The 23,414-nt window shown below is 68.7% G+C and carries 16 protein-coding genes; 12 read left to right on the forward strand and 4 right to left on the reverse strand.

Annotated elements, in window-relative coordinates; genetic code table 11:
- Positions 1-218: 218 nt before the first annotated feature.
- Positions 219-1,814 (forward strand): ABC transporter substrate-binding protein, encoded by a 1,596-nt coding sequence (locus C4B30_RS33895; RefSeq protein ID WP_027785575.1) that lies wholly within the window; start codon positions 219-221, stop codon positions 1,812-1,814.
- A gap of 191 nt (positions 1,815-2,005) precedes the next feature.
- Positions 2,006-3,652: an ABC-F family ATP-binding cassette domain-containing protein gene (locus tag C4B30_RS33900; protein WP_027785576.1), complete on the forward strand. Its 1,647-nt coding sequence runs from the start codon at positions 2,006-2,008 to the stop codon at positions 3,650-3,652.
- Positions 3,653-3,668: 16 nt separating this feature from the next.
- Here C4B30_RS33900 and C4B30_RS33905 read toward each other — a convergent pair whose 3' ends face one another.
- Positions 3,669-4,748 (reverse strand): MBL fold metallo-hydrolase, encoded by a 1,080-nt coding sequence (locus tag C4B30_RS33905; RefSeq protein ID WP_027785577.1) that lies wholly within the window; start codon positions 4,746-4,748, stop codon positions 3,669-3,671.
- A gap of 305 nt (positions 4,749-5,053) precedes the next feature.
- On the opposite strand from C4B30_RS33905, the gene aceK reads away from it, so the two are divergent.
- The 9 genes from aceK (at position 5,054) to bioB (ending at position 15,141) form a co-directional block, all read left to right on the forward strand.
- On the forward strand, positions 5,054-6,865 hold the full coding sequence (aceK, locus tag C4B30_RS33915; RefSeq protein ID WP_027785578.1) for a bifunctional isocitrate dehydrogenase kinase/phosphatase: 1,812 nt from the start codon (positions 5,054-5,056) through the stop codon (positions 6,863-6,865).
- Between the two features lie 55 nt (positions 6,866-6,920).
- Entirely contained in the window at positions 6,921-7,688 is a 768-nt protein-coding gene (gene can / locus C4B30_RS33920) for a carbonate dehydratase (RefSeq protein WP_027785579.1), read from the forward strand.
- A 106-nt stretch (positions 7,689-7,794) separates the two neighbouring features.
- Positions 7,795-8,472 carry an SDR family oxidoreductase gene (locus C4B30_RS33925; RefSeq protein ID WP_027785580.1) on the forward strand — a complete coding sequence of 226 codons (678 nt, stop codon included), beginning with the start codon at positions 7,795-7,797 and terminating at the stop codon, positions 8,470-8,472.
- A gap of 39 nt (positions 8,473-8,511) precedes the next feature.
- Positions 8,512-8,949, forward strand: a complete 438-nt coding sequence (locus tag C4B30_RS33930; protein WP_027785581.1) for a YchJ family protein — start codon at positions 8,512-8,514, stop codon at positions 8,947-8,949.
- 106 nt (positions 8,950-9,055) lie between these two features.
- Entirely contained in the window at positions 9,056-10,327 is a 1,272-nt protein-coding gene (locus C4B30_RS33935; RefSeq protein ID WP_027785582.1) for a dienelactone hydrolase family protein, read from the forward strand.
- A 506-nt stretch (positions 10,328-10,833) separates the two neighbouring features.
- Complete coding sequence (gene bioA / locus C4B30_RS33945) at positions 10,834-12,180, forward strand: adenosylmethionine--8-amino-7-oxononanoate transaminase (protein WP_027785583.1); 1,347 nt, start codon at positions 10,834-10,836, stop codon at positions 12,178-12,180.
- The gene (bioF, locus tag C4B30_RS33950) at positions 12,177-13,361 is read left to right on the forward strand and encodes an 8-amino-7-oxononanoate synthase (protein ID WP_027785584.1); all 1,185 of its coding nucleotides are present in this window, start codon (positions 12,177-12,179) and stop codon (positions 13,359-13,361) included. Before bioA ends, bioF begins: the two co-directional genes overlap by 4 nt.
- Positions 13,358-14,080 carry a dethiobiotin synthase gene (bioD, locus tag C4B30_RS33955; RefSeq protein ID WP_027785585.1) on the forward strand — a complete coding sequence of 241 codons (723 nt, stop codon included), beginning with the start codon at positions 13,358-13,360 and terminating at the stop codon, positions 14,078-14,080. The genes bioF and bioD overlap by 4 nt, the downstream gene beginning before the upstream one ends.
- 41 nt (positions 14,081-14,121) lie before the next feature.
- Positions 14,122-15,141, forward strand: coding sequence for a biotin synthase BioB (bioB, locus tag C4B30_RS33960; RefSeq protein ID WP_027785586.1), 1,020 nt, complete (start codon positions 14,122-14,124; stop codon positions 15,139-15,141).
- Positions 15,142-15,306: 165 nt separating this feature from the next.
- Here bioB and C4B30_RS33965 read toward each other — a convergent pair whose 3' ends face one another.
- Positions 15,307-16,032 carry a copper homeostasis protein CutC gene (locus tag C4B30_RS33965; protein WP_027785587.1) on the reverse strand — a complete coding sequence of 242 codons (726 nt, stop codon included), beginning with the start codon at positions 16,030-16,032 and terminating at the stop codon, positions 15,307-15,309.
- Positions 16,033-16,286: 254 nt separating this feature from the next.
- Complete coding sequence (locus C4B30_RS33975; RefSeq protein ID WP_027785588.1) at positions 16,287-17,573, reverse strand: sensor domain-containing phosphodiesterase; 1,287 nt, start codon at positions 17,571-17,573, stop codon at positions 16,287-16,289.
- Between the two features lie 307 nt (positions 17,574-17,880).
- Between C4B30_RS33975 and C4B30_RS33980 the strand changes: the two genes are divergently transcribed.
- On the forward strand, positions 17,881-19,548 hold the full coding sequence (locus C4B30_RS33980) for a Na+/H+ antiporter (protein WP_027785589.1): 1,668 nt from the start codon (positions 17,881-17,883) through the stop codon (positions 19,546-19,548).
- Between the two features lie 91 nt (positions 19,549-19,639).
- Here C4B30_RS33980 and C4B30_RS33985 read toward each other — a convergent pair whose 3' ends face one another.
- On the reverse strand, positions 19,640-23,212 hold the full coding sequence (locus C4B30_RS33985; RefSeq protein ID WP_027785590.1) for an indolepyruvate ferredoxin oxidoreductase family protein: 3,573 nt from the start codon (positions 23,210-23,212) through the stop codon (positions 19,640-19,642).
- Between the last annotated feature and the right edge of the window lie 202 nt (positions 23,213-23,414).

Below are 23,414 nucleotides of genomic sequence, written 5' to 3' on the forward strand. Positions count from 1 at the left end.
CGCCCCGCCCGCCGCCTGCGCCGCACCCTTCGCTGCATCGACACCCGTTCCGTCGCGAACGCAGCCGTTGTTCGGTCAATTCGCCGCGTTCCGGCGCCTTTTTTCACGCGTCGCGCGCTTTGACGGTATGCTATTCGCCAGCCGCGCCGGCCCGCCCGCTTACCGGCCGCGCCTGCCTCCGTCATCCAGCGAAAAACACAAGCCACGTGGGAGATCCTATGCACGTCAAGCTGTTCGCCGCGGCCGCCGTCGCCGCCGCCCTTGTCGCCCCCGGCCTCGCCGCCGCCAAGCCGCTGACCGTCTGCACGGAATCGAGCCCGGACGGCTTCGACGTCGTGCAGTACAACTCGCTCGTCACGACCAACGCATCGGCCGACGTGATCTTCAACACGCTCGTGTCCTACGACGAAGCCGCGAAGAAGGTCGTGCCCGCGCTCGCCGACAAATGGGAAGCGAGTGCCGACGGCCTCATGTACACGTTCCACCTGCGCCCGAACGTCGCGTTCCAGACCACCGACTATTTCAAGCCGGGCCGCCCGCTCAATGCGGACGACGTCGTGTTCACGTTCACGCGGATGCTCGACGATGCGAATCCGTGGCACAAGGTGGCCGGCGCGAGCGGCTTCCCGCACGCGCAGTCGATGGGCCTCGTGAAGCTCGTGAAGTCGGTCACGAAGGTCGACGACGGCACGGTGAAGTTCGTGCTGAACGAGCCGAATGCGACGTTCGTGCCGATCCTGACGATGGGCTTCGCGTCGATCTACTCGGCCGAATACGCGGACCAGTTGCTGAAGGCAGGCAAACAGGCCGACCTGAATGCGAAGCCGGTCGGCACCGGCCCGTTCGTGCTGAAGAGCTATACGAAGGACGCGCTGATCCGTTACGACGCGAATCCGACGTACTGGGGCACGAAGCCGAAGGTCGACCGGCTGATCTATGCGATCACGCCCGACCCGTCGGTGCGCCTGCAGAAAGTGAAGGCCGGCGAATGCCAGATCGCGCTGTCGCCGAAGCCGCAGGACGTACTCGCCGCGAAGGGCGAAAGCGCGCTGAAGGTCGTGCAGACGCCCGCGTTCATGACCGCGTTCGTCGCGCTGAACACGCAGAAGAAGCCGCTCGACAACGACAAGGTGCGCGAGGCGCTGAATCTCGCGTTCGACCGCGCGACCTACCTGAAGGTCGTGTTCGACAATACCGCGACGGCCGCGAACAACCCGTATCCGCCGAACACGTGGAGCTATGCGAACGACGTCGCGCCGTATGCGTACGATCCCGCGAAGGCGAAACAGTTGCTCGCGCAGGCCGGCTTCCCGAACGGCTTCTCGACGACCATCTGGACGCGCCCGACCGGCAGCGTGCTGAACCCGAACCCGAAGGTCGGCGCGGAACTGCTGCAGGCCGACCTCGCGAAGATCGGCGTGAAGGCCGACGTCAAGGTGATCGAATGGGGCGAGCTGATCAAGCAGGCGAAGCTCGGCCAGCATGACATGCTCTTCATGGGCTGGGCCGGCGACAACGGCGATCCGGACAACTATCTGTCGCCGCTGTTCAGCTGCAACGCGGTGAAGTCGGGCATCAACTTCGCGCGCTTCTGCGATGCGCAGCTCGACAAGCTGATCGCCGACGGCAAGTCGACCGCCGATCAGGCCAAGCGCGCGAAGCTGTACGAAAGCGCGCAGAAAATCATCCACGACCAGGCGCTGTGGATCCCGCTTGGCTACCCGACCGCGGCCGCGCTCACGCGCACGAACGTGAGCGGCTATCGCGTGAGTCCGTTCGGGCGGCAGAACTTCGCGGCGGTCGCCGTGCAGTAACCGTGCGTGCGCGCAAGCGACGGCATGCACGCCGCTCGCTTGCCGCCCGCGCGCCGCGCTTGCTACACTGCGCGCCTGTTCCTCATACCGGACGCCAGCCAAAGTGAACAACTAAGCCTTCCCGAAATGTTTTCGCCGCCCGTGCCACGCACGCCGCGCGCGAAGGTCTTCACGCATTTTCGGAGGTGCTCATGGCTGCAGCCACGCCCACCGGCGCGCTCGTCGCGCTTCATCACGTTTCCTTCCGCTTCGACGACGGCGTCACGCTGTTCGATTCGCTCGACCTTTCCATCGACCGCACGCCGACCGGCATCGTCGGCCGCAACGGCGTCGGCAAGAGCCTGCTCGCGCAACTGATCGCGGGCCGCCGCGCGCCGAGCGCGGGTGCCATCGAGCGGCATACGCAGGTCGTCTACGTCGCGCAGCAGCACGACCACGACGACACGGCGGCCGCCCCGCAGACCGTCGCGCAAATCGCCGCGCTCGATGCGCCGCTCGGCGCACTTGCACGCCTCTCTGACGGCCACGCGGAACCGCACGACTTCGACCTGATCGGCGATCGCTGGGATCTCGCGGAGCGGCTGCGCACGGCACTCGACGCGGCCGGCCTGCACGACGTCCGCGCCGACACGCCCGCGCATGCGCTGAGCGGCGGCCAGCTCGCGCGCGTCGCGCTGATCGGCGCGCTGCTGTCGGGCGCGGGCCTGCTCGTGCTCGACGAACCGACCAACCATCTCGACGCACCGGGCCGGGCGTGGCTGCGCGCGGCGCTCGACGGCTGGCGCGGCGGGGTCGTCATCGCGAGCCACGACCGGGCGCTGCTCGGCGGCGTGCAACGCATCGTCGAGCTGACGCCGCACGGCGCGCGCTCGTACGGCGGCAACTACGCGCTCTACCGCGCGCAGCGCGACGCGCAACGGGAAGCCGCGCAAGCGGTGCTCGACCATGCGCGCACCGAGCGCGGGCGCGTGCGACGCAGGCTCGAACAGGAACACGACACGATCCAGCGCCACGCGGCCGCGTCGCTGCGCGACGCGAAGACGGCCAACCTGTCGTCGGGAGCGAAACAGAGCCGCAAGGGTGCGGCACGCAACATCATGGGACAGGTCCGACGCCATCAGGACGATTTCAAGGCGACGCTCGACGAACGCGTGCAGCAGGCAGCCGCGCACGTCGAAGCCGATGCGCCCGTGCTCGTGTCGCTGCCGGGCACCGAGGTCAGCGCGCGCCGCCAGCTGTTTACGCTCGAACGCGCGCAACTGCCGTGGCGCGTCGCGGGCGACGCCGACGAGATCACGTGGTCGGCGAGCGGCGCCGTGCGCATCGCGCTGACGGGCCCGAACGGCTGCGGCAAGTCGACGTTGCTGAGGATGCTCGCGGGCGAGCTCGCGCCGCGCTCGGGCACCTGCACGACGCACGTGAGCGCCGCGTATCTCGACCAGCGGCTCGCGCTGCTGGACCTGGAGCGCTCGATCGTCGAGCAGTTGAGCCTGCTCGATACGCCGCTCGCCGAAGGCGAGCTGCGCAGCCGTCTCGCGCTGCTGCAGCTCGACGCGGCGCGCGCGACGCAGCCGGCGCGCCAGCTGAGCGGCGGCGAGCGACTGAAGGCCGCGCTCGCGTGCGCGTTGTGGCGCGGCACGCCCGCGCAACTGCTGCTGCTCGACGAGCCGACCAACCATCTCGATCTCGAATCGGTGCGCGCGATCGAAGCCGCACTGGCCGGCTTCCCGGGCGCGATCGTGGTCGCGTCGCACGACGCCGCGTTTCTCGCGGCGCTCGAACCGACGCACACGATGGAATGGCGGCGCGACGGGAGGCGCTACGAACCCGTCGCGTAAGGAGAACGAAGCGGCCTCAGTTGGCGGTGCGGAACCGCAGCACGCCGTCGTCGCCCTGCTCGCGCACGAGTTCCCCCGCGAGCCACAGCAGGTTCAAATGCGCGAGCGCCTCGCCGAGCGCGAACGTCATCTGGTGGATGTCGAGCTCGCGGCGACGGAACATGATCGGCACGATGTCGGCCGCGCTCACCGGCTGCTCCGCGCAGGCGACGCGCACTTCGGCCAGGCGCGCATCGTGGTGCTCGCGCAATTGTGCGATGCGCGTGCGCACGCCGCGGAACGGCTTGCCGTGCGACGGCAGCACGAGCGTGTCGGGCGACATCGTCTCGTAGCGGCCGAGCGATTCGAGATACAACGCGAGCGGGTTCCCTTCCGGTTCGAGGTCGAACACCGACACGTTCGTCGAGATGCGCGGCAGCACCATGTCGCCGGAGATCAGCACGCCGTCCGCTTCACTGTGGAGCGCGCAATGTTCAGGCGAATGACCGAAGCCGGTGACGACGCGCCACGTGCGCGCGCCGATCGCGATCGCGTCGCCTTCGCGCAGGCGCCGGTAGCGCGGCGGCACGGCCGGCACGAGATCCGAGTAATAGCTGCGGCGGTTGCGCAGCTTGTCGAGCGCGGCCGGATCGGTCAGCCCGTGGCGCGCGAAATGATCGGCGGCGGCCGCGCCGCCCGCGTTCGAGCCGTTGCCGGCCGCCATCAGGCAGCCGAACATGTATTCGCCGAGCGTCATCCACAGTCGCACGTTCCAGCGCCCCTTGTCGCCGCCTTCGCACAGCCAGTTCGCGAGGCCGAAGTGATCGGGGTGGCAGTGCGTGACGAGCACGCGCAGCACGGGCAGGCCGTCGAGATGCGCGTCGAAGATCTGCTCCCAGTGCGTGCGGATCGCGTCCGACGCGATCCCGCAATCGACGATCGTCCAGCCGGCCTGGCCGTCGATCTCGTCGCGCAGCAGCCAGAGATTGATGTGATCGAGCGAGAACGGCAGCGGCATGCGCAGCCAGCGCACGCCGGGCGCGACCTCGAACGTGTCGCCCGGGGCGGGCAGCGTATCGGCGAAGGGGTAGTCGAGTTGGTGTTCCAGGGCGTTCATCGGTGGGGGCGTCTCGTCGTTATCGGTGCGAATGTGCGCCGGCGGCAGGCACGGCGGGTGGTGCGTCGATTCTATCGCCGTCGCGCGGAACGCGTGCCCGGCGGCCGTCGGGCGATCAAAAAAAGTTCGTGCCAGAATCGGTTCCGTACCCGTATCTTTACGCGAAGATGCACCGAACGGCACCCAACGGCGATCAACACGCCGATTGACGACCGTTCGCGCGTCACCCCAAAAATCATTGAAACGCCGACTTGGGCGCTAAAATGGCGGGTGCTTACCGTCCCTCCCGAACGAGCCTGCACGCGATGAATCACTTCCCCAAACTGCTGTCGTCGCAGATCGGTTTCGACGTCGCGCAGACGATGCTCGAATACTTCGATCGCCATTACCGGATCTTCCGCGAAGCGGCGGTCGAGGCGAAGACGCTGTACGAGCGCGGCGACTGGCACGGGCTGCAGCGGCTCGCGCGCGAGCGGATCACGTCGTACGACGATCGCGTGAAGGAATGCGTCGAGGTGCTGGAAGACGAATACGACGCGGAGAACATCGACGACGAAGTGTGGCAGCAGATCAAGCTGCACTACATCGGACTGCTCACGTCGCACCGCCAGCCCGAGTGCGCGGAAACCTTCTTCAATTCGGTGTGCTGCAAGATCCTGCACCGCTCGTATTTCAGCAACGATTTCATCTTCGTGCGCCCGGCGATCTCGACCGAGTATCTGGAGAACGACGAGCCGGCCGCGAAGCCGACCTACCGCGCGTACTACCCGGGCACCGACGGGCTCGCGGTCACGCTCGAGCGCATCGTCACGAACTTCCAGCTCGAGCCGGCGTTCGAGGATCTCACGCGCGACATCGGCTGCGTGATGCAGGCGATCGACGATGAATTCGGCCGCTTCGACGAAGCGCCGAATTTCCAGATCCACGTGCTGTCGTCGCTGTTCTTCCGCAACAAGAGCGCGTACATCGTCGGCCGCATCATCAACGCCGACCGCGTGCTGCCGTTCGCGGTGCCGATCCGCCACGTGCGCCCGGGCCTGCTCGCGCTCGACACCGTGCTGCTGCGCCGCGACCTGCTGCAGATCATCTTCAGCTTCTCGCACTCGTATTTCCTCGTCGACATGGGCGTGCCGTCCGCGTACGTGGAGTTCCTCTGCACGATCATGCCCGGCAAGCCGAAGGCCGAGATCTACACGTCGGTCGGGCTGCAGAAGCAGGGCAAGAACCTGTTCTACCGCGACCTGCTGCACCATCTGTCGCATTCGAGCGACCGCTTCATCATCGCGCCCGGGATCAAGGGTCTCGTGATGCTCGTGTTCACGCTGCCGTCGTTCCCGTACGTGTTCAAGATCATCAAGGATCACTTCCCGCCGCCGAAGGACACGACGCGCGCGCAGATCATGGAGAAGTACCAGCTCGTGAAGCGCCACGACCGCCTCGGGCGGATGGCCGACACGCTCGAGTATTCGAGCGTCGCGCTGCCCCTCGCACGGCTCGATCACGCGCTCGTGCGCGAACTCGAGAAGGAAGTGCCGTCGCTGCTCGAATACGAGGGCGACGATCTCGTGATCAAGCACCTGTATATCGAGCGCCGGATGGTTCCGCTCAACCTGTACCTGCAGAACGGCACCGACGCGGACGTCGAGCACGGTGTGAAGGAATACGGCAACGCGGTGAAGGAGCTGATGAAGGCCAACATCTTTCCGGGCGACATGCTGTACAAGAACTTCGGCGTCACACGCCACGGCCGCGTCGTGTTCTACGACTACGACGAGATCGAGTACCTGACCGACTGCAACGTGCGGCGCGTGCCGCCGCCGCGCAACGAGGAAGACGAGCTGTCCGGCGAACCGTGGTATACCGTCGGCCCGCACGACATCTTTCCGGAAACCTACGGGCCGTTCCTGCTCGGCGACCCGCGCGTGCGCAGCGTCTTCATGAAGCATCACGCGGACTTTTTCGATCCCGCGCTGTGGCAGGCGAGCAAGGACAAGCTGCTGCAGGGCGAATTGCCCGATTTTTATCCGTACGACGCCGCGCTGCGCTTTTGCGTGCGCTACCCCGCGCGCTTCGGCGCGACGAACGACGGCGAAGGCGACGCGCAGCGCGCCGCCTGACGCCGGCAACACCGAATCCAATATCGACCCGATTTCCGCCAACGGAAGCCACCCGATGACTATCCAAGACAATCCGCTTTCCCATCTGTTCGACAACAACGATGCCTGGGTCAAACGCCAGCTCGCCGACGATCCCGATTTCTTCGCACGGCTCGCCGACCAGCAGGCGCCGGAATATCTGTGGATCGGCTGCTCGGATTCGCGCGTGCCGGCCAACCAGATCATCGGCCTGCCGCCGGGCGAAGTGTTCGTGCACCGCAATATCGCAAACGTCGTCGTGCACAGCGATCTGAACTGCCTGTCGGTGATCCAGTTCGCGGTCGACATCCTGCGCGTGAAGCACATCATGGTCGTCGGCCACTACGGCTGCTCGGGCGTGAACGCAGCGCTGCACAACCGCCGTGTCGGCCTCGCGGACAACTGGCTGCATCATGTGCAGGACGTGCGCGAGCGCCATGCGGCGCTGCTCGACGAATGGCCGGTCGGCGAAGCGCGGTACCGCCGCCTGATCGAGCTGAATTCGATCGAGCAGGTCGTCAACGTGTGCCGCACGACGATCGTCAACGACGCATGGGCACGCGGCCAGTCCCTCACCGTGCACGGGCTTGTGTACGGCGTGCACGACGGCCGGATGCGCAACCTCGGGATGGCCGTGTCGAACTTCGACGCGCTCGACGAAACCTACAAGCGCTGCGTGGCGGCGCTGACCGCACGCGGCCAGCATGCGCCCGACAACGACATGGTCGCGGCGGACGCCGCACGGCTCGACGGCGTCGCGCAAGCGGTCGCCGCCACGCTGAAGCCGTGCGGCGACGCACAGTGAAGTGACGCGCCAGCCGCCTGCCGGCGGCTGCCTCGCGGGCGCGACACGCATCGAACGGATCTGACACCGGCACTGCCTCGGCGGCGCCAACCCAAGGAGCGACGGCATGAAAACCGTATTGATCGTCGGTGCATCGCGCGGCCTCGGCCGCGAATTCGTCCGGCAATACCGGCGCGATGGCTGGAACGTGATCGCCACCGCGCGCGACGCGGCGTCGCTCGACGCGTTGCGCGCGCTCGGCGCGCAGCCGCATGCGCTCGACATCGCGCAGCCCGAGCAGATCGCGGCGCTCGGCTGGAAGCTCGACGGCGAGCGGCTCGATGCGGCCGTGCTCGTGTCGGGCGTGTACGGACCGCGCACCGAAGGCGTCGAGACGATCACCGCCGAGGATTTCGACGCGGTGATGCATACGAACGTGCGCGGGCCGATGCAGTTGCTGCCGATCGTGCTGCCGCTCGTCGAGGACGCGCGCGGCGTGCTGGCCGTCGTGTCGAGCCGGATGGGCAGCATCGCCGAAGCGACCGGCACGACCGGCTGGCTGTACCGCGCGAGCAAGGCCGCGCTGAACGACGCGCTGCGCATCGCGTCGCTGCAGACGCGCCATGCCGCGTGCATTTCGCTGCATCCGGGCTGGGTGCGCACCGACATGGGCGGCGCGCAAGCCGCGATCGATCCGGAAACGAGCGTGACCGGCATGCGTCGCGTCATCGCCGAATCCGGCTCGGACGTGTCTCAGGCGAACGGCCGGTTCTTCCAGTACGACGGCATCGAGCTCAGCTGGTGAGCGGCGCCGGCAACCGAGCGTTGTTAATTCATATTTCGCATGATTTCGAACCGACCTGACGCATGCCCGTGCGGCGGCGCGTCGCCCGCGCCCGCCGGCAAAGCGCCGGCGCCCCGCTATGCGGCCTGCTGCGGCCGCTTCATCGACGGCGGCGAAGCCGCCCCCACCGCACTCGAATTGATGCGCTCGCGGTACAGCGCGTACGTGCTCGGCGCGACCGCTTACCTGCGCGCGACGTGGGCCGCGCGCACCTGCCCGTCCGACCTCGACACCGACCCGGAAGCACCGGAGGCGCCGCGCTGGCTGGGCCTCGCGGTCAAACGCCACGTGCCGCTCGACGACCGGCATGCGGAGGTCGAATTCGTGGCCCGCTACAAGGTCGGCGGACGCGCGTACCGGCTCCACGAGACGAGCCGATTCGAGCGCGACGAGCAGGGATTCTGGCGCTATGTCGACGGCGAAGTAAGTGAACGCTGACAAATAGTTGCCATGTCAGACGCCGGGTAATTCCCGCATTGCACAACCTGATTTTGTCGGGCTACGATGGCCTCGAATTGGTCATGTTGCATGGCAGGGCTTACGGATGGCGTTCAGCAAGGTATTGGTGGGATGGATGGCGGCCTGTGCGCTGTCGGCCGCTCAGGCCGGTACGCTGACGAGCGCCACGACGGGTGCAGGCACCAGCGGCTCGCTCGCCCACGCCGAGCACTTCGACTACGCCGACTCGAACCTGCCGCAGGTCACCGCCGACCTCAACGAACAGATCCTTCGCATTCCGGCCGACGCGTCGGGCGCCGTCACGCTTGAGGCGACGCTTTTCAAGCCGAACGGCCCCGGCCCGTTCCCGCTCGTCGTCTTCAACCACGGCAAAAATACCGGCGATCTCCATCTGCAGCCACGCAGCCGGCCGCTCGCGTTCGCGCGCGAATTCGTGCGCCGCGGCTATGCGGTGATCGCGCCGAATCGCCAGGGCTTCGCCGGGTCGGACGGCACGTACCAGCAGGAAGGCTGCAACGTCGGCAAGAACGGCCTCGCGCAGGCCGCCGACGTCGATGCGACGGTGCGCTACATGTCGCGCCAGCCGTACGTCGATGCGTCGCGCATCGTCGTCGCCGGCACGTCGCACGGCGGCCTCGTGTCGATCGCATACGGCACCGAAGCCGCAGCGGGCGTGCGCGGCATCATCAACTTCTCCGGCGGGCTGCGCCAGGACCTGTGCGACGGCTGGCAGCACAACCTCGTCGACGCGTTCGATCAGTACGGCGCGCATACCGCCGTGCGGTCGCTCTGGCTGTACGGCGACAACGACTCGGTGTGGACGCCCGCGCTCGTCGCGCAGATGCACGACGCATACGTGTCGCACGGCACGCAGGCCCAGTTCATCGATTTCGGCCGCTACAAGGACGACGCGCACCGGCTGATCGTCGATCGCGACGGCGTGCCCGTGTGGTGGCCGGCCGTGCACGCATTCCTCGCCGAACTGAACCTGCCGACCGCGGTGCGCTATGCCGTCGCGGACCCGCACGAGCCGAAGGCCACCGGCTATGCGTCGATCGATGCGGTCAACGCGGTGCCCTATGTCGACGAAGCGGGCCGCGAAGGCTATCGCCGCTTCCTGAACCAGCACCCGAGCCGCGCGTTCGCGGTGTCGTCGGAAGGCGCGTGGTCGTGGGCCGAAGGCGGCGACGATCCCATGGCGCTCGCGCTCGACAACTGCGCGAAGCAAGGGGCGGGCGCATGCCGACTGTATGCGGTCAACGACCGCGTCGTGTGGAGCGACAACGCGACGCGGACGGCCGACAACGGCGACGATCACACCCGCGACATCGATACGCGCGCATTGGCTTCGCGCTGACGCGCGGCTGTCGTTCTTCCCGCTTGCAGCCCCGTCCATCAAGGTCGTCGCGGCGCGCTCTCCCCTTCTCGTCTAATCAAGCACACATTGCGTGACGCTCGCTTTTACGAGCAATCGAGTTGAATTCGCGCCAGATTTCGTCCCGTCGTCCGGCCTTGCGCCGCCTCATCGACCGGACGATCCGCGACGCAAGATCGCCCCATGTCGCCGCAAACACCGCACCATAATCGTTCCCCATATTTCGCCACGGCGCCCCGCCCCGACCCGCGATTTTTTTCTGTCGGGGGGCGGCACTCGAACGTCGCCATCTGCACGCATTTCGCCCGATCCGCCGCGTTCCGTTCCGAGCACCGCCGAACTGCGCCGAACTCCCGCCCAGCAAGGCTTTGCGGCGTTTGTAACCGCTAGTGCAACGTCCAGCGGAACACGCTAATCTCTGCGCGTTTCGTGTCCCGCCGCGCGGCATCCCGTCGATGCCGCGCGGCCGTTTTACCCCCGGAGTCGCCTTGAGTACGCCAGCCACCGACGACTGGGTCGCGCGCAGCCTGCGCGCGGTCTGGCATCCCTGCACCCAGATGAAGCATCACGAGCGCCTGCCGCTCGTCCCCGTCGCGCGCGGCGCGGGCGTGTGGCTGTACGACCGTGACGGCCGCCGCTACTTCGACGCGATCAGCTCGTGGTGGGTCAACCTGTTCGGCCATGCGAACCCGGACATCAACGCGGCGCTGAAGGACCAGCTCGACACGCTCGAGCACGCGATGCTCGCCGGCTGCACGCACGAACCGGCGATCGAACTCGCAGAACGGCTGCATGCGCTCACCGCGCGCACGCTCGGCCATGCGTTCTTCGCGTCGGACGGCGCGTCGGCCGTCGAGATCGCGCTGAAGATGAGCTTCCACGCGTGGCGCAACCGCGGCCGCGCGAACAAGCAGGAATTCGTCTGCGTCGCGAACAGCTATCACGGCGAGACGATCGGCGCGCTCGGCGTGACCGACGTCGCGCTGTTCAAGGATGCGTACGACCCGCTGATCCGCCATGCGCACGTCGTCGCGTCGCCCGATGCGCGCGGCGCGCAGCCCGGCGAGACGGCCGCCGACGTCGCGGGCCGCGCACTCGCGGACGTGCGGCGCCTGTTCGTCGAACGCGGCGACCGGATTGCCGCGCTGATCGTCGAGCCGCTCGTGCAGTGCGCGGCCGGCATGGCGATGCACGATCCGTCGTACGTGCGCGGGCTGCGCGCGCTGTGCGACGAATTCGGCGTGCACCTGATCGCCGACGAGATCGCGGTCGGCTGCGGCCGCACGGGCACCTTCTTCGCATGCGAGCAGGCCGGCGTCTGGCCCGATTTCATGTGCCTGTCGAAAGGCATCAGCGGCGGCTACCTGCCGCTGTCGCTCGTGCTCACGCGCGACGACGTGTTCGCGGCGTTCTACGACGACGACACCACGCGCGGCTTCCTGCACTCGCATTCGTACACGGGCAACCCGCTCGCGTGCCGCGCGGCCGTTGCAACGCTCGATCTGTTCGCGCGCGACGACGTGCTCGCGAGCAACGCCCGCAAATCGGCGACGCTGCGCGCGGCGCTCGCGCCGCTCGACGCGCATCCGCACGTGCGCCACCTGCGCGAGCGCGGCACGCTATTCGCATTCGACGTCGCGCTCCAAGGCGACGCGGCACGCGGTTTCTCGCGGCGCTTCTTCGAGCAGGCGCTCGCGCGCGAACTGCTGCTGCGCCCGATCGGCACGACCGTGTACCTGATGCCGCCGTACGTGATGAGCGACGACGACGTCACATGGCTCGCGCAGCGCACGCGCGACACGCTCGACGCCACGCTGGAGGACCTCGGCCGATGAGCCTGCTCGACACCCTGCAACGCGGCCTCGCCGACCTCGACGCCCAAGGGCTGCGCCGCGTGCGCCGCATCGCCGACACCGCATGCGACGCGCGCATGACCGTGAACGGCCGCGAGATCGTCGGCTTCGCGAGCAACGACTACCTCGGCCTCGCCGCGCATCCGGCGCTCGTCGCCGCGCTCGGCGAAGGCGCGCAGCGCTACGGCGCCGGCAGCGGCGGCTCGCACCTGCTCGGCGGGCATTCGCGCGCGCATGCCCGACTCGAGGACGAACTCGCGGGTTTCGCGGGCGGCTTCTCCGATGCGCCGCGCGCGCTGTACTTCAGCACCGGCTACATGGCGAACCTCGCCGCGATGACGGCGCTCGCCGGCAAGGGCGCGACGATCTTTTCCGACGCACTGAACCACGCCTCGCTGATCGACGGCATGCGGCTGTCGCGCGCGAACGTGCAGGTCTATCCGCACGCCGATACGGCCGCGCTCGCCGCGCTGCTCGACGCGTCGGACGCCGAAACGAAGCTGATCGTCAGCGATACCGTGTTCAGCATGGATGGCGATCTCGCCCCGCTCGCCGAACTCGTCGCGCTGGCCGAACGCCATGGCGCGTGGCTCGTCGTCGACGACGCGCACGGCTTCGGCGTGCTCGGCCCGCAGGGCCGCGGCGCGCTCGCGGCCGCCGCACTGCGTTCGCCGCATCTGGTGTACGTCGGCACGCTCGGCAAGGCGGCCGGCGTCGCCGGCGCCTTCGTGATCGCGCATGAAACCGTGATCGAATGGCTGATCCAGCGCGCGCGCAGCTACATCTTCACGACTGCCGCGCCGCCGGCCGTCGCGCATGCGGTATCGGCCAGCCTGAAGGTGATCGCGGGCGACGAAGGCGACGCGCGCCGCGCGCACCTCGCCGCGCTGATCGAACGCACGCGCACGCTGCTGCGCAACACGCGCTGGCAGCCGGTCGATTCGCACACGGCCGTGCAGCCGCTCGTGATCGGCGGCAACGACGCGACGCTCGCGGCGATGCGCGCGCTCGACGCGCACGGCCTGTGGGTGCCCGCGATCCGGCCGCCGACGGTGCCGGCCGGCACGTCGCGGCTGCGCGTGTCTCTGTCGGCCGCGCATTCGTTCGACGATCTCGCACGGCTCGAAGCCGCGTTGATCGAAGCCAGCGAGGCAGCCGCATGAGCACCGCCCCGCTTTCCGTCTTCGTCACCGGCACCGACACCGAAATCGGCAAGACCTTCGTCTCGGCCGCGATGCTGCACGGCTTCGCGCGGCACGGCCTGCGCGCGGCCGCGCTGAAGCCGGTCGCGGCCGGCGCGTACGAACGCGACGGCGTGTGGCGCAACGAGGATGCGGACCAGCTCGACGCCGCCGCGAACGTCGTGCTGCCGCCCGAGCTGCGCACGCCGTTCCTGCTGAAAGCGCCGGCCGCACCGCACATCGTCGCCGCGCGGGAAGGCGTGACGCTCGACCTCGACACGATCGTCGCATGCCATCGCGAAGCGCTGACGCGCGCGGACGTCGTCGTCGTCGAAGGCGTCGGCGGTTTTCGCGTGCCGTTGAACGACACGCAGGACACCGCCGATCTCGCGGTCGCGCTCGGCCTGCCCGTCGTGCTCGTCGTCGGCGTCCGGCTCGGCTGCATCAGCCACGCGCTGCTGACGGCCGATGCGATTCGCCAGCGCGGCCTCACGCTCGCGGGCTGGGTCGCCAACCACGTCGACCCGGCCATGTCGTTCGCCGACGAGAACGTCGCGACGATCCGCGACTGGCTCGCGCGCGAGCACCGTGCGCCGCTCCTCGGCCGCATCGCGCACATGACGCCGGCCGCCCCCGAATCCGCCGCGGCGATGCTCGACATCGCCGCGCTCGTCGAGTCGCTGCGCGCCGCGCGGCATTGACCAACCGATCCCCCAAATTCCGCCCAGGACAGGAAAACGAAATGACCCAAGCCCAGACCGCCGCCGTGCAACCCGACGCGATTCCCGTGGCTGCACCGGCCCCGCAACGCTGGCGCGTCGCCGACGTCGTCGCGCTGTTCGAGCTGCCGTTCAACGACCTGATGTTCCGCGCGCAGCAGGTGCATCGCGAGCATTTCGACGCGAACGCGGTGCAGCTGTCGACGCTGCTGTCGATCAAGACGGGCGGCTGCGAGGAAGATTGCGGCTACTGTTCGCAGTCGTCGCATCACGACACGGGTCTGAAGGCCGAGAAGCTGATGGACGTCGACACGGTGCTCGACGCCGCGCGCGCGGCGAAGGCGAACGGCGCCAGCCGCTTCTGCATGGGCGCCGCGTGGCGCAACCCGAAGGAGCGCCACATGCCGGCGCTGACCGAAATGGTGCGCGGCGTGAAGGAACTCGGCCTCGAGACCTGCATGACGCTCGGCATGCTCGAGGACGAACAGGCGCAGCAGCTCGCCAGCGCGGGCCTCGACTACTACAACCACAACCTCGACACGTCGCCGGAGTTCTACGGCCAGGTGATCTCGACGCGCACGTACCAGGATCGTCTCGACACGCTCGACCGCGTGCGCGACGCGGGCATCAACGTGTGCTGCGGCGGCATCATCGGGATGGGCGAATCGCGCCGCGAGCGCGCGGGCCTGATCTCGCAGCTCGCGAACCTGAACCCGTATCCGGAATCGGTGCCGATCAACAACCTCGTCGCGATCGAAGGCACGCCGCTCGAAGGCACCGCGCCGCTCGATCCGTTCGAATTCGTGCGCACGATCGCGGTCGCGCGCATCACGATGCCGAAGGCGGTCGTGCGTCTGTCGGCCGGCCGCGAGCAGCTCGACGACGCGATGCAGGCGATGTGCTTCCTCGCGGGCGCGAACTCGATGTTCTACGGCGACCAGCTGCTGACGACGAGCAACCCGCAGACGCAGCGCGACCGTGCGCTGTTCGAGCGCCTCGGGATTCGCGCGAGCCAGGCCGATGCGCTGGCGGAGAGCGTGTAAGCACACGGCAAGTTCATGCGTCGCAAAAAAACCGGGATACGTCCCGGTTTTTTTATGTGCTCGCGGCGCGCGCTCGGCCCGCGCCGCCCATCGCCCGTGGCTCTTTGAACGTGTGCCGAAAAACCCGGTTCGTACGAAATACGCGACGGTGCGCGAGCGGCGGCATCACACGTGCGACGCCGCGCCGTCGAGCGCCGCGCGCACGCGTTCGACGCGCTGCTCGTCGACGGGCGCCAGCACCTCGCCGCGCGGCCGCACGCCCGAGCCGAAATGCACCGCGCGCACGCCGGTGGCGCGCACGAAATCGCCGACCGCGTCGATCGTGAGCCCCGAGCCGGCCAGCACCGTGCAGGTCGTGCCCGCCGCCTGCCGCACGAGCCGCGTAATCGTCGCGACCGCATCGAGCACCGACGGATGGCCGCCCGACGTCAGCACGGACGTGACGGCCGGTACGCGCAGCAGCGCGTCGAACGCGGCGTTCAGATCGCGCGCGACGTCGAACGCGCGGTGGAACGTGAGCGCGCGCCCGTCGGCGGCGGCCGCGATGCGGGCCAGCGCACCGAGATCGACGTCGCCGCGCGCATCGAGCGCGCCGAACACGACGCCGTTCGCGCCGGCGGCGACGGCCGCACGCACGTCGCGCTCGATCACGCGCAGGTCGTCGGCGTCGTAGACGAACGAGCGACTGTGCGGACGCACGATCACGTTGACGGGAATCGGCACGGCGGCCACCACGGCCTCGATCAGCCCGACGCTCGGCGTGAGCCCGCCTTCGGTGATCGCGGTCACGAGTTCGAGGCGGTCGGCGCCCGCGCGGGCGGCAGCCTTTGCATCGCCGACGGTCGTGGCGATCACTTCGAGGAGAACGGAAGAAGCGGCGTGTCGGTTCATGGGCGGCCCGCGAATCGTCTGGACAATTCGCGCATCCTAGCCGAGCCGCGTGACGGACGCCAGCGCCCCGGCGGCCGCGTATGTCGGTCGAATACGTCGGCCGCGTCCTTCAGCCGCGCCGCACGAGCCAGATGCCGACCAGTGCGGACAACGCCGTCACCGCGGCGCCGGGCACGAACCTGAACATCCGCGCGCTGAAGTGCGCGCCCTGCGGCTGCATCATGTCGACGATCGCCGGTGCAAGCCGTGCGTCCCTACGCCGCTTCGGCGTCGTCGTCGCTCCAGTCGATATCGCCGCACAGCACGCGCTGCGCATCGCCGACGCGCACGGCCACCGACAGCGTCACGCACGGCTGCGCCTCGTTGATCGACAGGTACGGCCGCGTCACCTGCACGCGCCCCGGTTCGGCGATCGCCGAGCGGAAATACGGCCGGCGCAGCCAGTTCGCGCCCTGCGCGTCCGCGAGCGGCGAAAAGCGCGCCTCGGCCAGCGCGCGATCGGCGCGCAGCACGAGGTTGCGGCCCGACTGCCGGCCCTGCGCGTCGAGCAGGAAACAGCGCGCGGCCGCGTCGAGCGCGAGGAAGTTCCAGCACACCTCGTCGAGCGGCTCGCCGGCCTCGAGGCGCTCGGCCGCACGTTCGAACGCGCGCAGGTACGGTGCGAGCCGCTGCGTGTCGCGCCGCTCGCGCGCTTCGGTCTGCTGACGAAAGCGCTCGGTCAGCTCGCCGATGCAGCCGGTCGCGGCCGCGCTGTCGGGCAGCCCCGGCGCGGGCCGGCCGAAGTAGTAGCCCTGCACGAAATCGGCCTCGCACGACAGCGCGATCTGCGCTTCGTGCTCGGTCTCGATCCCTTCGACGAGCACCAGCTTGCCGGCCTCGTGCAACAACGTCACGAGCCCGTGCAGGATCGCGGTGAGCCCCGTACGGTGCGCCGCGTGCGACAGCATGATCCGGTCGAGCTTCACGATGTCCGGGTTCAGCTGCCAGATCCGCTCGAGGTTCGAGTGGCCCGCGCCGAAATCGTCGAGCGCGATCAGGAAGCCGTGCGTGCGGAATTCGCGCACGGCCTCCGCGAGCCGCTCGACGTCGTCCGCGCGCTGTTCGAGCACTTCGAGCACGATACGCCGCGGCGGCATGCCGAGCCGCTTCAGGTTCGCGAGCAGCGCGGCCGCCTGGAACGGATCCGTGAGCACGCCCGGATGGACGTTGAGAAACAGCCACTCGCGCTCCGCGCCGAGCAGCGCGAAGTTCTCCAGATGCAGCGCCTGCGCGAGCCGGTCGATCTGCAGCAGTTCGCCCCGGCGCGCGGCTTCGCCGAACACGTCGAGCGGCGACACGGGGCGGTCGAGCGCATCGTGCGCGCGCAGCAGCGCCTCGTAGCCCACCGCACGCTGGTGCGACAGGCTGAATATCGGCTGGAACACGGTCGTGAGCGTCAGGTCGCGGTGCTGCGTCGCCAGCCGTTCGAAGCCGGAGCTCATCTCCCGCTCGAACCGGTACGGCGACGCGGCGGCCGGACGCTCCTGTTGCACGATCGTCATGCCCTTCTCCTGGTGATGCGGTCGAACGCGACGTCCGCCGAACGAAACGACGAACGGGACGGCGCGCGCAATGTCATGGTTGGACCCTCGGTTGCCCGGCTCGGGCCGGGCGGCTGCCCACCTTCAAGCAAGCTCCGTGCAAGGTGCGCGGAACCTCGCGCCGCGCGGCCGCGCCGGGCCGCCGCACCATCGTGGCGCACCATCGACGCACCATTTCCGTGCGCACGCACCGGCCGCTCGAGCGCATCCGTCACGTCGGCACGCTACACTCCGTACGACCGTTTCATTCTGCCTATCCGCCGTATCGATGGAAATCGTCTTCACAGTCCTCATTCTGCTGCTGACCGTCGCGCTGTCCGGCGCCGTCACGCGCCTCCTGCCGTTGCAACTGCCGCTGCCGCTGATGCAGATCGCGTTCGGCGCGATGCTCGCGTGGCCGAAGCTGAACCTGCACGTCACGTTCGACCCTGAAATCTTCATGCTGCTGTTCATTCCGCCGCTGCTGTTCGCGGACGGCTGGCGAATTCCCAAACGCGAGCTTTACCTGCAGCGCCGCGCGATCCTGATGCTCGCGTTCGGCCTCGTGTTCATGACGGTACTCGCGGTGGGCTACTTCGCGCATTGGCTGATTCCCGAGTTGCCGCTGCCGATCGCGTTCGCGCTCGCGGCGGTGCTGTCGCCGACCGATGCGGTCGCGCTGTCCGGCATCGCAGGCAAGGGGCGCATTCCGCCGCAACTGATGCACATCCTCGAAGGCGAGGCGCTGATGAACGACGCGTCGGGCCTCGTCGCGCTGAAGTTCGCGATCGCGGCCGCGCTGACAGGCGTGTTCTCGCTGCGCGCCGCGTCGCTCACGTTCGTGATCGTCGCGGCCGGCGGGCTCGCGACGGGAGCGATCGTGTCGTGGGTGTTCAGCGCGCTGTCGACGCGCTTCCTGAATGCCGAGCAGGAAGGCGACCCGGCCCCCGGCATCGTGATGACGCTGCTGGTGCCGTTCGCGGCCTACCTGTTCGCCGAGCACCTCGACCTGTCGGGCGTGCTCGCGGCCGTATCGGCCGGGATGATGATGAATTACACGAGCTTTTCGCGCAAAAGCACCGTCGCGTCGCGCGTGCGCGCCGAAAGCACGTGGGCGATGATCGAGTTCGTGTTCAACGGCATGGTCTTCATCATGCTCGGACTGCAGTTGCCGCACATCATCGGCCGCGCGCTCGTCGACGCGCACCATACGAGCGACGCGCTGGTCGGCCGCATGATCTTCAACGTGTGCGCGATGATGCTCGCGCTGTATGCGATCCGCTTCCTGTGGGTATGGCTGCTGCGCTGGTTCGCGAGCCGCCGCGCGGCGCGCCACGGCCTCGCCGGCACGATGGCCGGCGTGCGCACGATCGCGGTGATGACGGTCGGCGGCGTGCGCGGCGCGGTCACGCTCGCGGGCGTGCTGTCGATCCCGGTCGCGCTGTCCGACGGCGCGCCGCTGCCGGGCCGCGACACCGCGGTCTTCATCGCGTCGGCCGTGATCCTGGGCTCGCTGATCGTCGCGGTGATCGGCCTGCCGCTGCTGCTGCGCGGCGTGCGATCGACGCGCAACGCGCTCGGCGACGAGGAGCGCATCGCACGCTCGGCCGCCGCGCAGGCCGCGATCCGTGCGATCGACGCGTCGCACGACGCGATCTCGGCCGACCTCGACGAATCGGGCGCGGCGCGCTGCGCGGACATCTCCGCACGCGTGATGGACCAGTACCGCCGCCGGCTGGCCGCGCTGGCCGAGGACGGCCCCACGCCGCGCGCGCAAGCGAAGCAATCCGAAACGATGGAATTGCAGATGCGGATCGCGGCCGTGCGCGCGGAACGCTCGGCGCTGTACCGGCTGCGCACCGACAGCAAGATTTCCGACGAGACGCTGACGAAGCTGCTTCGCGAGATCGACCTGTCGGAAACCGCGCTGTCGACGCGCAAGAAAGGCATTCTTTGAACGATCGGCCGCGGCCGGCGCGCAGCCGCCCGAGAGGCAAAAAAACGGCGACGCACCGGCGTCGCCGTTTTCACATCCGCCTGCCGCGGCGTTACTTCGCGACGACGACCGGAATCCCCTTCAGCATCCCCGCGCCCTTCATCTCGTCGAGCGCGTGCTGCACGGCCGCGCTCGTCGCCGCGTCGATGCCGAGCTGCAACGCGAGCTCGCGTTCCGCACGCTTCACGCCGGCGAGGTTGCGCACCTTCACGTGACCGAAGCCGCGCACGCGGGCATGCAGGTCGGCCAGTTGCACGACCTGCGCCGCATTGCCGGCCGTCATCGCGGCGAACGCACGCGCGAGCGTGGTCTCGTAATCGTCGGCCAGCGCGCGCTCCATCTTGCGCTCGACCGTGCGGCCGAACGGATCGAGCCACGTGCCGCGCAGGCCGCGCACACGCGCAAGCATGCCGAACACCGGCCACATCCACTGGCCGAACACGCGCTTCTTCGGCGTACTGCCGTCGCTGCCGGCCTTCGCGACCGTCGGCGGCGCGAGGTTGAACTTCACGCGGTACGCGTGGCCCGGCACGCCTTCGAACTGCGCTTCGAGCGCCGTGCGGAACGCATCGTCCGTGTACAGCCGCGCGACTTCGTATTCGTCCTTCACCGCGAGCAGCCGGTAGAACGTCGTCGCGACCGCGCGCGTGAGCGCGTCGTCGCCCTTCGCGCGCGCCGCGTTCACCAGCGCACGGTAGCGCTCGACGTAGCGCGCGCCGCCGTATGCGTCGAGGCGCGCTTCGCGATCGGCGATCAGCTCGGCGAGCGTCTCCGGCGCGGCTTGCGCGGCCACCGTATGCCGCGCGTTCCACAACGCGTCGAGGCCCGCCGCGTCGCCGGCCGCCATCCGGCCGATCGAGAACGCGAGCTTGTTCATCGGCACCGCGACGTTGTTCAGCTCGATCGCGCGCATCATCGCGGCGAGCGACACCGGCACGAGGCCGAGCTGCCACGCGTAGCCGAGCATCAGGATGTTCGCGCCGATCGAATCGCCGAGGAACTTCGCGGCGAGCGCCTGCGCGTCGCAGCTCGACAGATAGCCGTCGCCGGCCGCGTGGCGCATCTTCTCGAGCAGCGCATCCGCATGCAGGTTCGCGTCGGGGTTCTGCACGAACGACGCATTCGGGATCCGGTGCGTATTGACGACGATGCGCGAACGCGCGTGACGCACCGTCTGCAGCGCTTCGGCGCTCGCCCCGACGACCATGTCGCACGCGAGCAGCACGTCGGCCTGCTGCGTATCGATGCGCACCTGGTTCAGCCAGCGGTCGCTCGACGCGATCCGCACGAACGACAGCACCGAGCCGCCCTTCTGCGCGAAGCCCATGAAGTCGAGCACCGATGCGCTCTTGCCTTCGAGGTGCGCGGCCATGCTGATCAGCGCGCCGACCGTCACGACGCCGGTGCCGCCGACGCCCGTCACGAGCATGTCGAACGGCGCCGCGTCGAGGTGCGTCGCCGGCACCGGCAGCGCGTCGACGCGCGCGGCGAGCGCCGCTTCGTCGAATGCGGCGCCGGCGGCCTTCTTCAGCGCCGCGCCTTCGACCGTCACGAAGCTCGGGCAGAAGCCGTTCACGCACGAATAGTCCTTGTTGCACGACGACTGATCGATGCGGCGCTTGCGGCCGAGCGGCGTCTCGAGCGGTTCGACCGACAGGCAGTTCGACTGCACGCCGCAGTCGCCGCAGCCTTCGCACACCGCGTCGTTGATGAACAGGCGCTTGTCCGGGTCGGGGAATTCGCCCTTCTTGCGGCGACGGCGCTTCTCGGCCGCGCAGGTCTGGTCGTAGATCAGCACGGTGACGCCCGGCGTCTCGCGCAATTCGCGCTGCACCGCGTCGAGCTCGCTGCGGTGATGGAACGTCGTGCCCTTCGGAAAAAGCCCGTGATGGCCGTCGTACTTCTCCGGTTCGTCCGACACGACGACGAAGCGCGACACGCCTTCCGCCTCGACCTGCCGCGCGATCTGCGGCACCGAGATGCTGCCGTCGACCGGCTGGCCGCCCGTCATCGCGACCGCATCGTTGTAGAGGATCTTGTACGTGATGTTCGCTTTGGCGGCGACCGCCTGGCGGATCGCGAGGATGCCCGAGTGGAAGTAGGTGCCGTCGCCGAGGTTCTGGAACACGTGCTTCGTGTGGGTGAACATCGCGTGCGCGGCCCAATCGACGCCCTCGCCGCCCATCTGGATCAGGCCCGTGGTGTCGCGCTCCATCCACGACGCCATGAAGTGGCAGCCGATGCCGGCCTGCGCGATCGAGCCTTCCGGCACCTTCGTCGACGTGTTGTGCGGGCAGCCCGAGCAGAAATACGGCGTGCGCTTCACCGCATCGGCCTCGTTCGACAGGATCTGCGGCGCGACGAGATCGACGACGCGCTCACGGCGGTCGAGCGCCGGCTTGTGCCGCGCGAGCCACTCGGCGAACACGGGCAGAATGCGCGACGGACGCAGCTCGCCGAGCTCGGACAGCAGGCACGCGCCGGCGGCGTCATGCTTGCCGAGCACGCGCGGGCGCGCGCCTTCGGTGCGGTTGTACAGGTAGTCCTTGATCTGCTGCTCGATGACCGGGCCCTTCTCCTCGATCACCAGCACTTCGGCGAGCCCGCCGACGAAGGTCTCGACGCGTGTCATTTCGAGCGGATACGACAGGCCGACCTTGTAGATCCGCACGCCGGCCGCGTCGAGATCGGCGACCGTCAGGTCGAGGCGGCGCAGCGCTTCCATCAGGTCGAGGTGCGCCTTGCCGCAGGTGACGATCCCGACGTTCGCCTGCGCGCTCGGCGCGATCCACTTGTCGATGCTGTTGGCGCGCGCGAAATGGCGGACCGCGTCAAGCTTCGCCGCGAGGCGCGCCTCGATCGTGAGGCTCGGCAGGTCGGGCCAGCGATTGTGCAGGCCGCCCGCGGGCGGCGCGAAGCCTTCCGGCGCCGGCCACCGCGTCTGCAATGCATCGAGGTCGACGGTGGAGCCCGACTCGACCGTTTCCGAGATCGCCTTGAAGCCGACCCACGCACCCGAGTAGCGCGACAGCGCCCAGCCGTACAGGCCGAATTCGAGCATGTCGGCGATGTTCGACGGGTTCACGACCGGCATGTGCCACGCCATCATCGCGAAGTCGCTCTGGTGCGGCATCGACGACGACACGCAGCCATGGTCGTCGCCCGCGACGACCAGCACGCCGCCGTGCGGCGACGAACCGTACGCGTTGCCGTGCTTCAGCGCGTCGCCCGCGCGATCGACGCCCGGACCCTTGCCGTACCACATCGCATACACGCCTTCGACCGTGCGCTCGGGGTCGGCCTCGACGCGCTGCGTCCCGAGCACGGCCGTGCCGCCGAGCTCCTCGTTGATCGCGGGCAGAAAGCGCACGCCGCTCGCGTCGAGCAGTTTCTTCGCCTTCCACAGCTGCTGGTCAACCATGCCGAGCGGCGAGCCGCGATAGCCGCTGACGAAGCCGGCCGTATCGAGCCCCAGTTCGGCGTCGACCGTGCGCTGCATCAGCAGCAGGCGGACCAGCGCTTGCGTGCCGGTCAGGAAGATCCGGCCGCGCGTCGCGGTCAGGTTGTCGGTCAGGCGGTAGTCGGACAGGGCAGGCGTGCCGTCGACGGGCAGGCGGGCGGTCATGGGGGGAAGTCTCCGGATTGTGCTGTTCTGGGCCGCGCGCGACGGGGCGTCGGATGACGCCGGGGGCCGGCAGCGAATGGCTCTATTTTTTCGCGCGCAGCCGAGAATGTTTTTCCTCATCTTGCTCGGACCGGCGGGCAGCGAGAAAAACTGCGCAGCTTTTGGTCGGGATTTGAGAGAGTTTTCGCGCGGGTGGTGGGGG

Origin of the sequence: Burkholderia sp. BE12 (assembly GCF_002959955.1) — a bacterium.
GTDB lineage: Bacteria > Pseudomonadota > Gammaproteobacteria > Burkholderiales > Burkholderiaceae > Burkholderia.

What these genes read in the sequence shown, in the direction of transcription:
- C4B30_RS33895 (WP_027785575.1), top strand. Translation starts at nt 219, where the DNA reads ATGCACGTCAAGCTGTTCGCCGCGGCCGCCGTCGCCGCCGCCCTTGTC.
- C4B30_RS33900 (WP_027785576.1), top strand. Translation starts at nt 2,006, where the DNA reads ATGGCTGCAGCCACGCCCACCGGCGCGCTCGTCGCGCTTCATCACGTT.
- C4B30_RS33905 (WP_027785577.1), bottom strand. Translation starts at nt 4,748, where the DNA reads ATGAACGCCCTGGAACACCAACTCGACTACCCCTTCGCCGATACGCTG.
- aceK (WP_027785578.1), top strand. Translation starts at nt 5,054, where the DNA reads ATGAATCACTTCCCCAAACTGCTGTCGTCGCAGATCGGTTTCGACGTC.
- can (WP_027785579.1), top strand. Translation starts at nt 6,921, where the DNA reads ATGACTATCCAAGACAATCCGCTTTCCCATCTGTTCGACAACAACGAT.
- C4B30_RS33925 (WP_027785580.1), top strand. Translation starts at nt 7,795, where the DNA reads ATGAAAACCGTATTGATCGTCGGTGCATCGCGCGGCCTCGGCCGCGAA.
- C4B30_RS33930 (WP_027785581.1), top strand. Translation starts at nt 8,512, where the DNA reads ATGATTTCGAACCGACCTGACGCATGCCCGTGCGGCGGCGCGTCGCCC.
- C4B30_RS33935 (WP_027785582.1), top strand. Translation starts at nt 9,056, where the DNA reads ATGGCGTTCAGCAAGGTATTGGTGGGATGGATGGCGGCCTGTGCGCTG.
- bioF (WP_027785584.1), top strand. Translation starts at nt 12,177, where the DNA reads ATGAGCCTGCTCGACACCCTGCAACGCGGCCTCGCCGACCTCGACGCC.
- bioD (WP_027785585.1), top strand. Translation starts at nt 13,358, where the DNA reads ATGAGCACCGCCCCGCTTTCCGTCTTCGTCACCGGCACCGACACCGAA.
- bioB (WP_027785586.1), top strand. Translation starts at nt 14,122, where the DNA reads ATGACCCAAGCCCAGACCGCCGCCGTGCAACCCGACGCGATTCCCGTG.
- C4B30_RS33965 (WP_027785587.1), bottom strand. Translation starts at nt 16,032, where the DNA reads ATGAACCGACACGCCGCTTCTTCCGTTCTCCTCGAAGTGATCGCCACG.
- C4B30_RS33975 (WP_027785588.1), bottom strand. Translation starts at nt 17,573, where the DNA reads ATGACGATCGTGCAACAGGAGCGTCCGGCCGCCGCGTCGCCGTACCGG.
- C4B30_RS33980 (WP_027785589.1), top strand. Translation starts at nt 17,881, where the DNA reads ATGGAAATCGTCTTCACAGTCCTCATTCTGCTGCTGACCGTCGCGCTG.
- C4B30_RS33985 (WP_027785590.1), bottom strand. Translation starts at nt 23,212, where the DNA reads ATGACCGCCCGCCTGCCCGTCGACGGCACGCCTGCCCTGTCCGACTAC.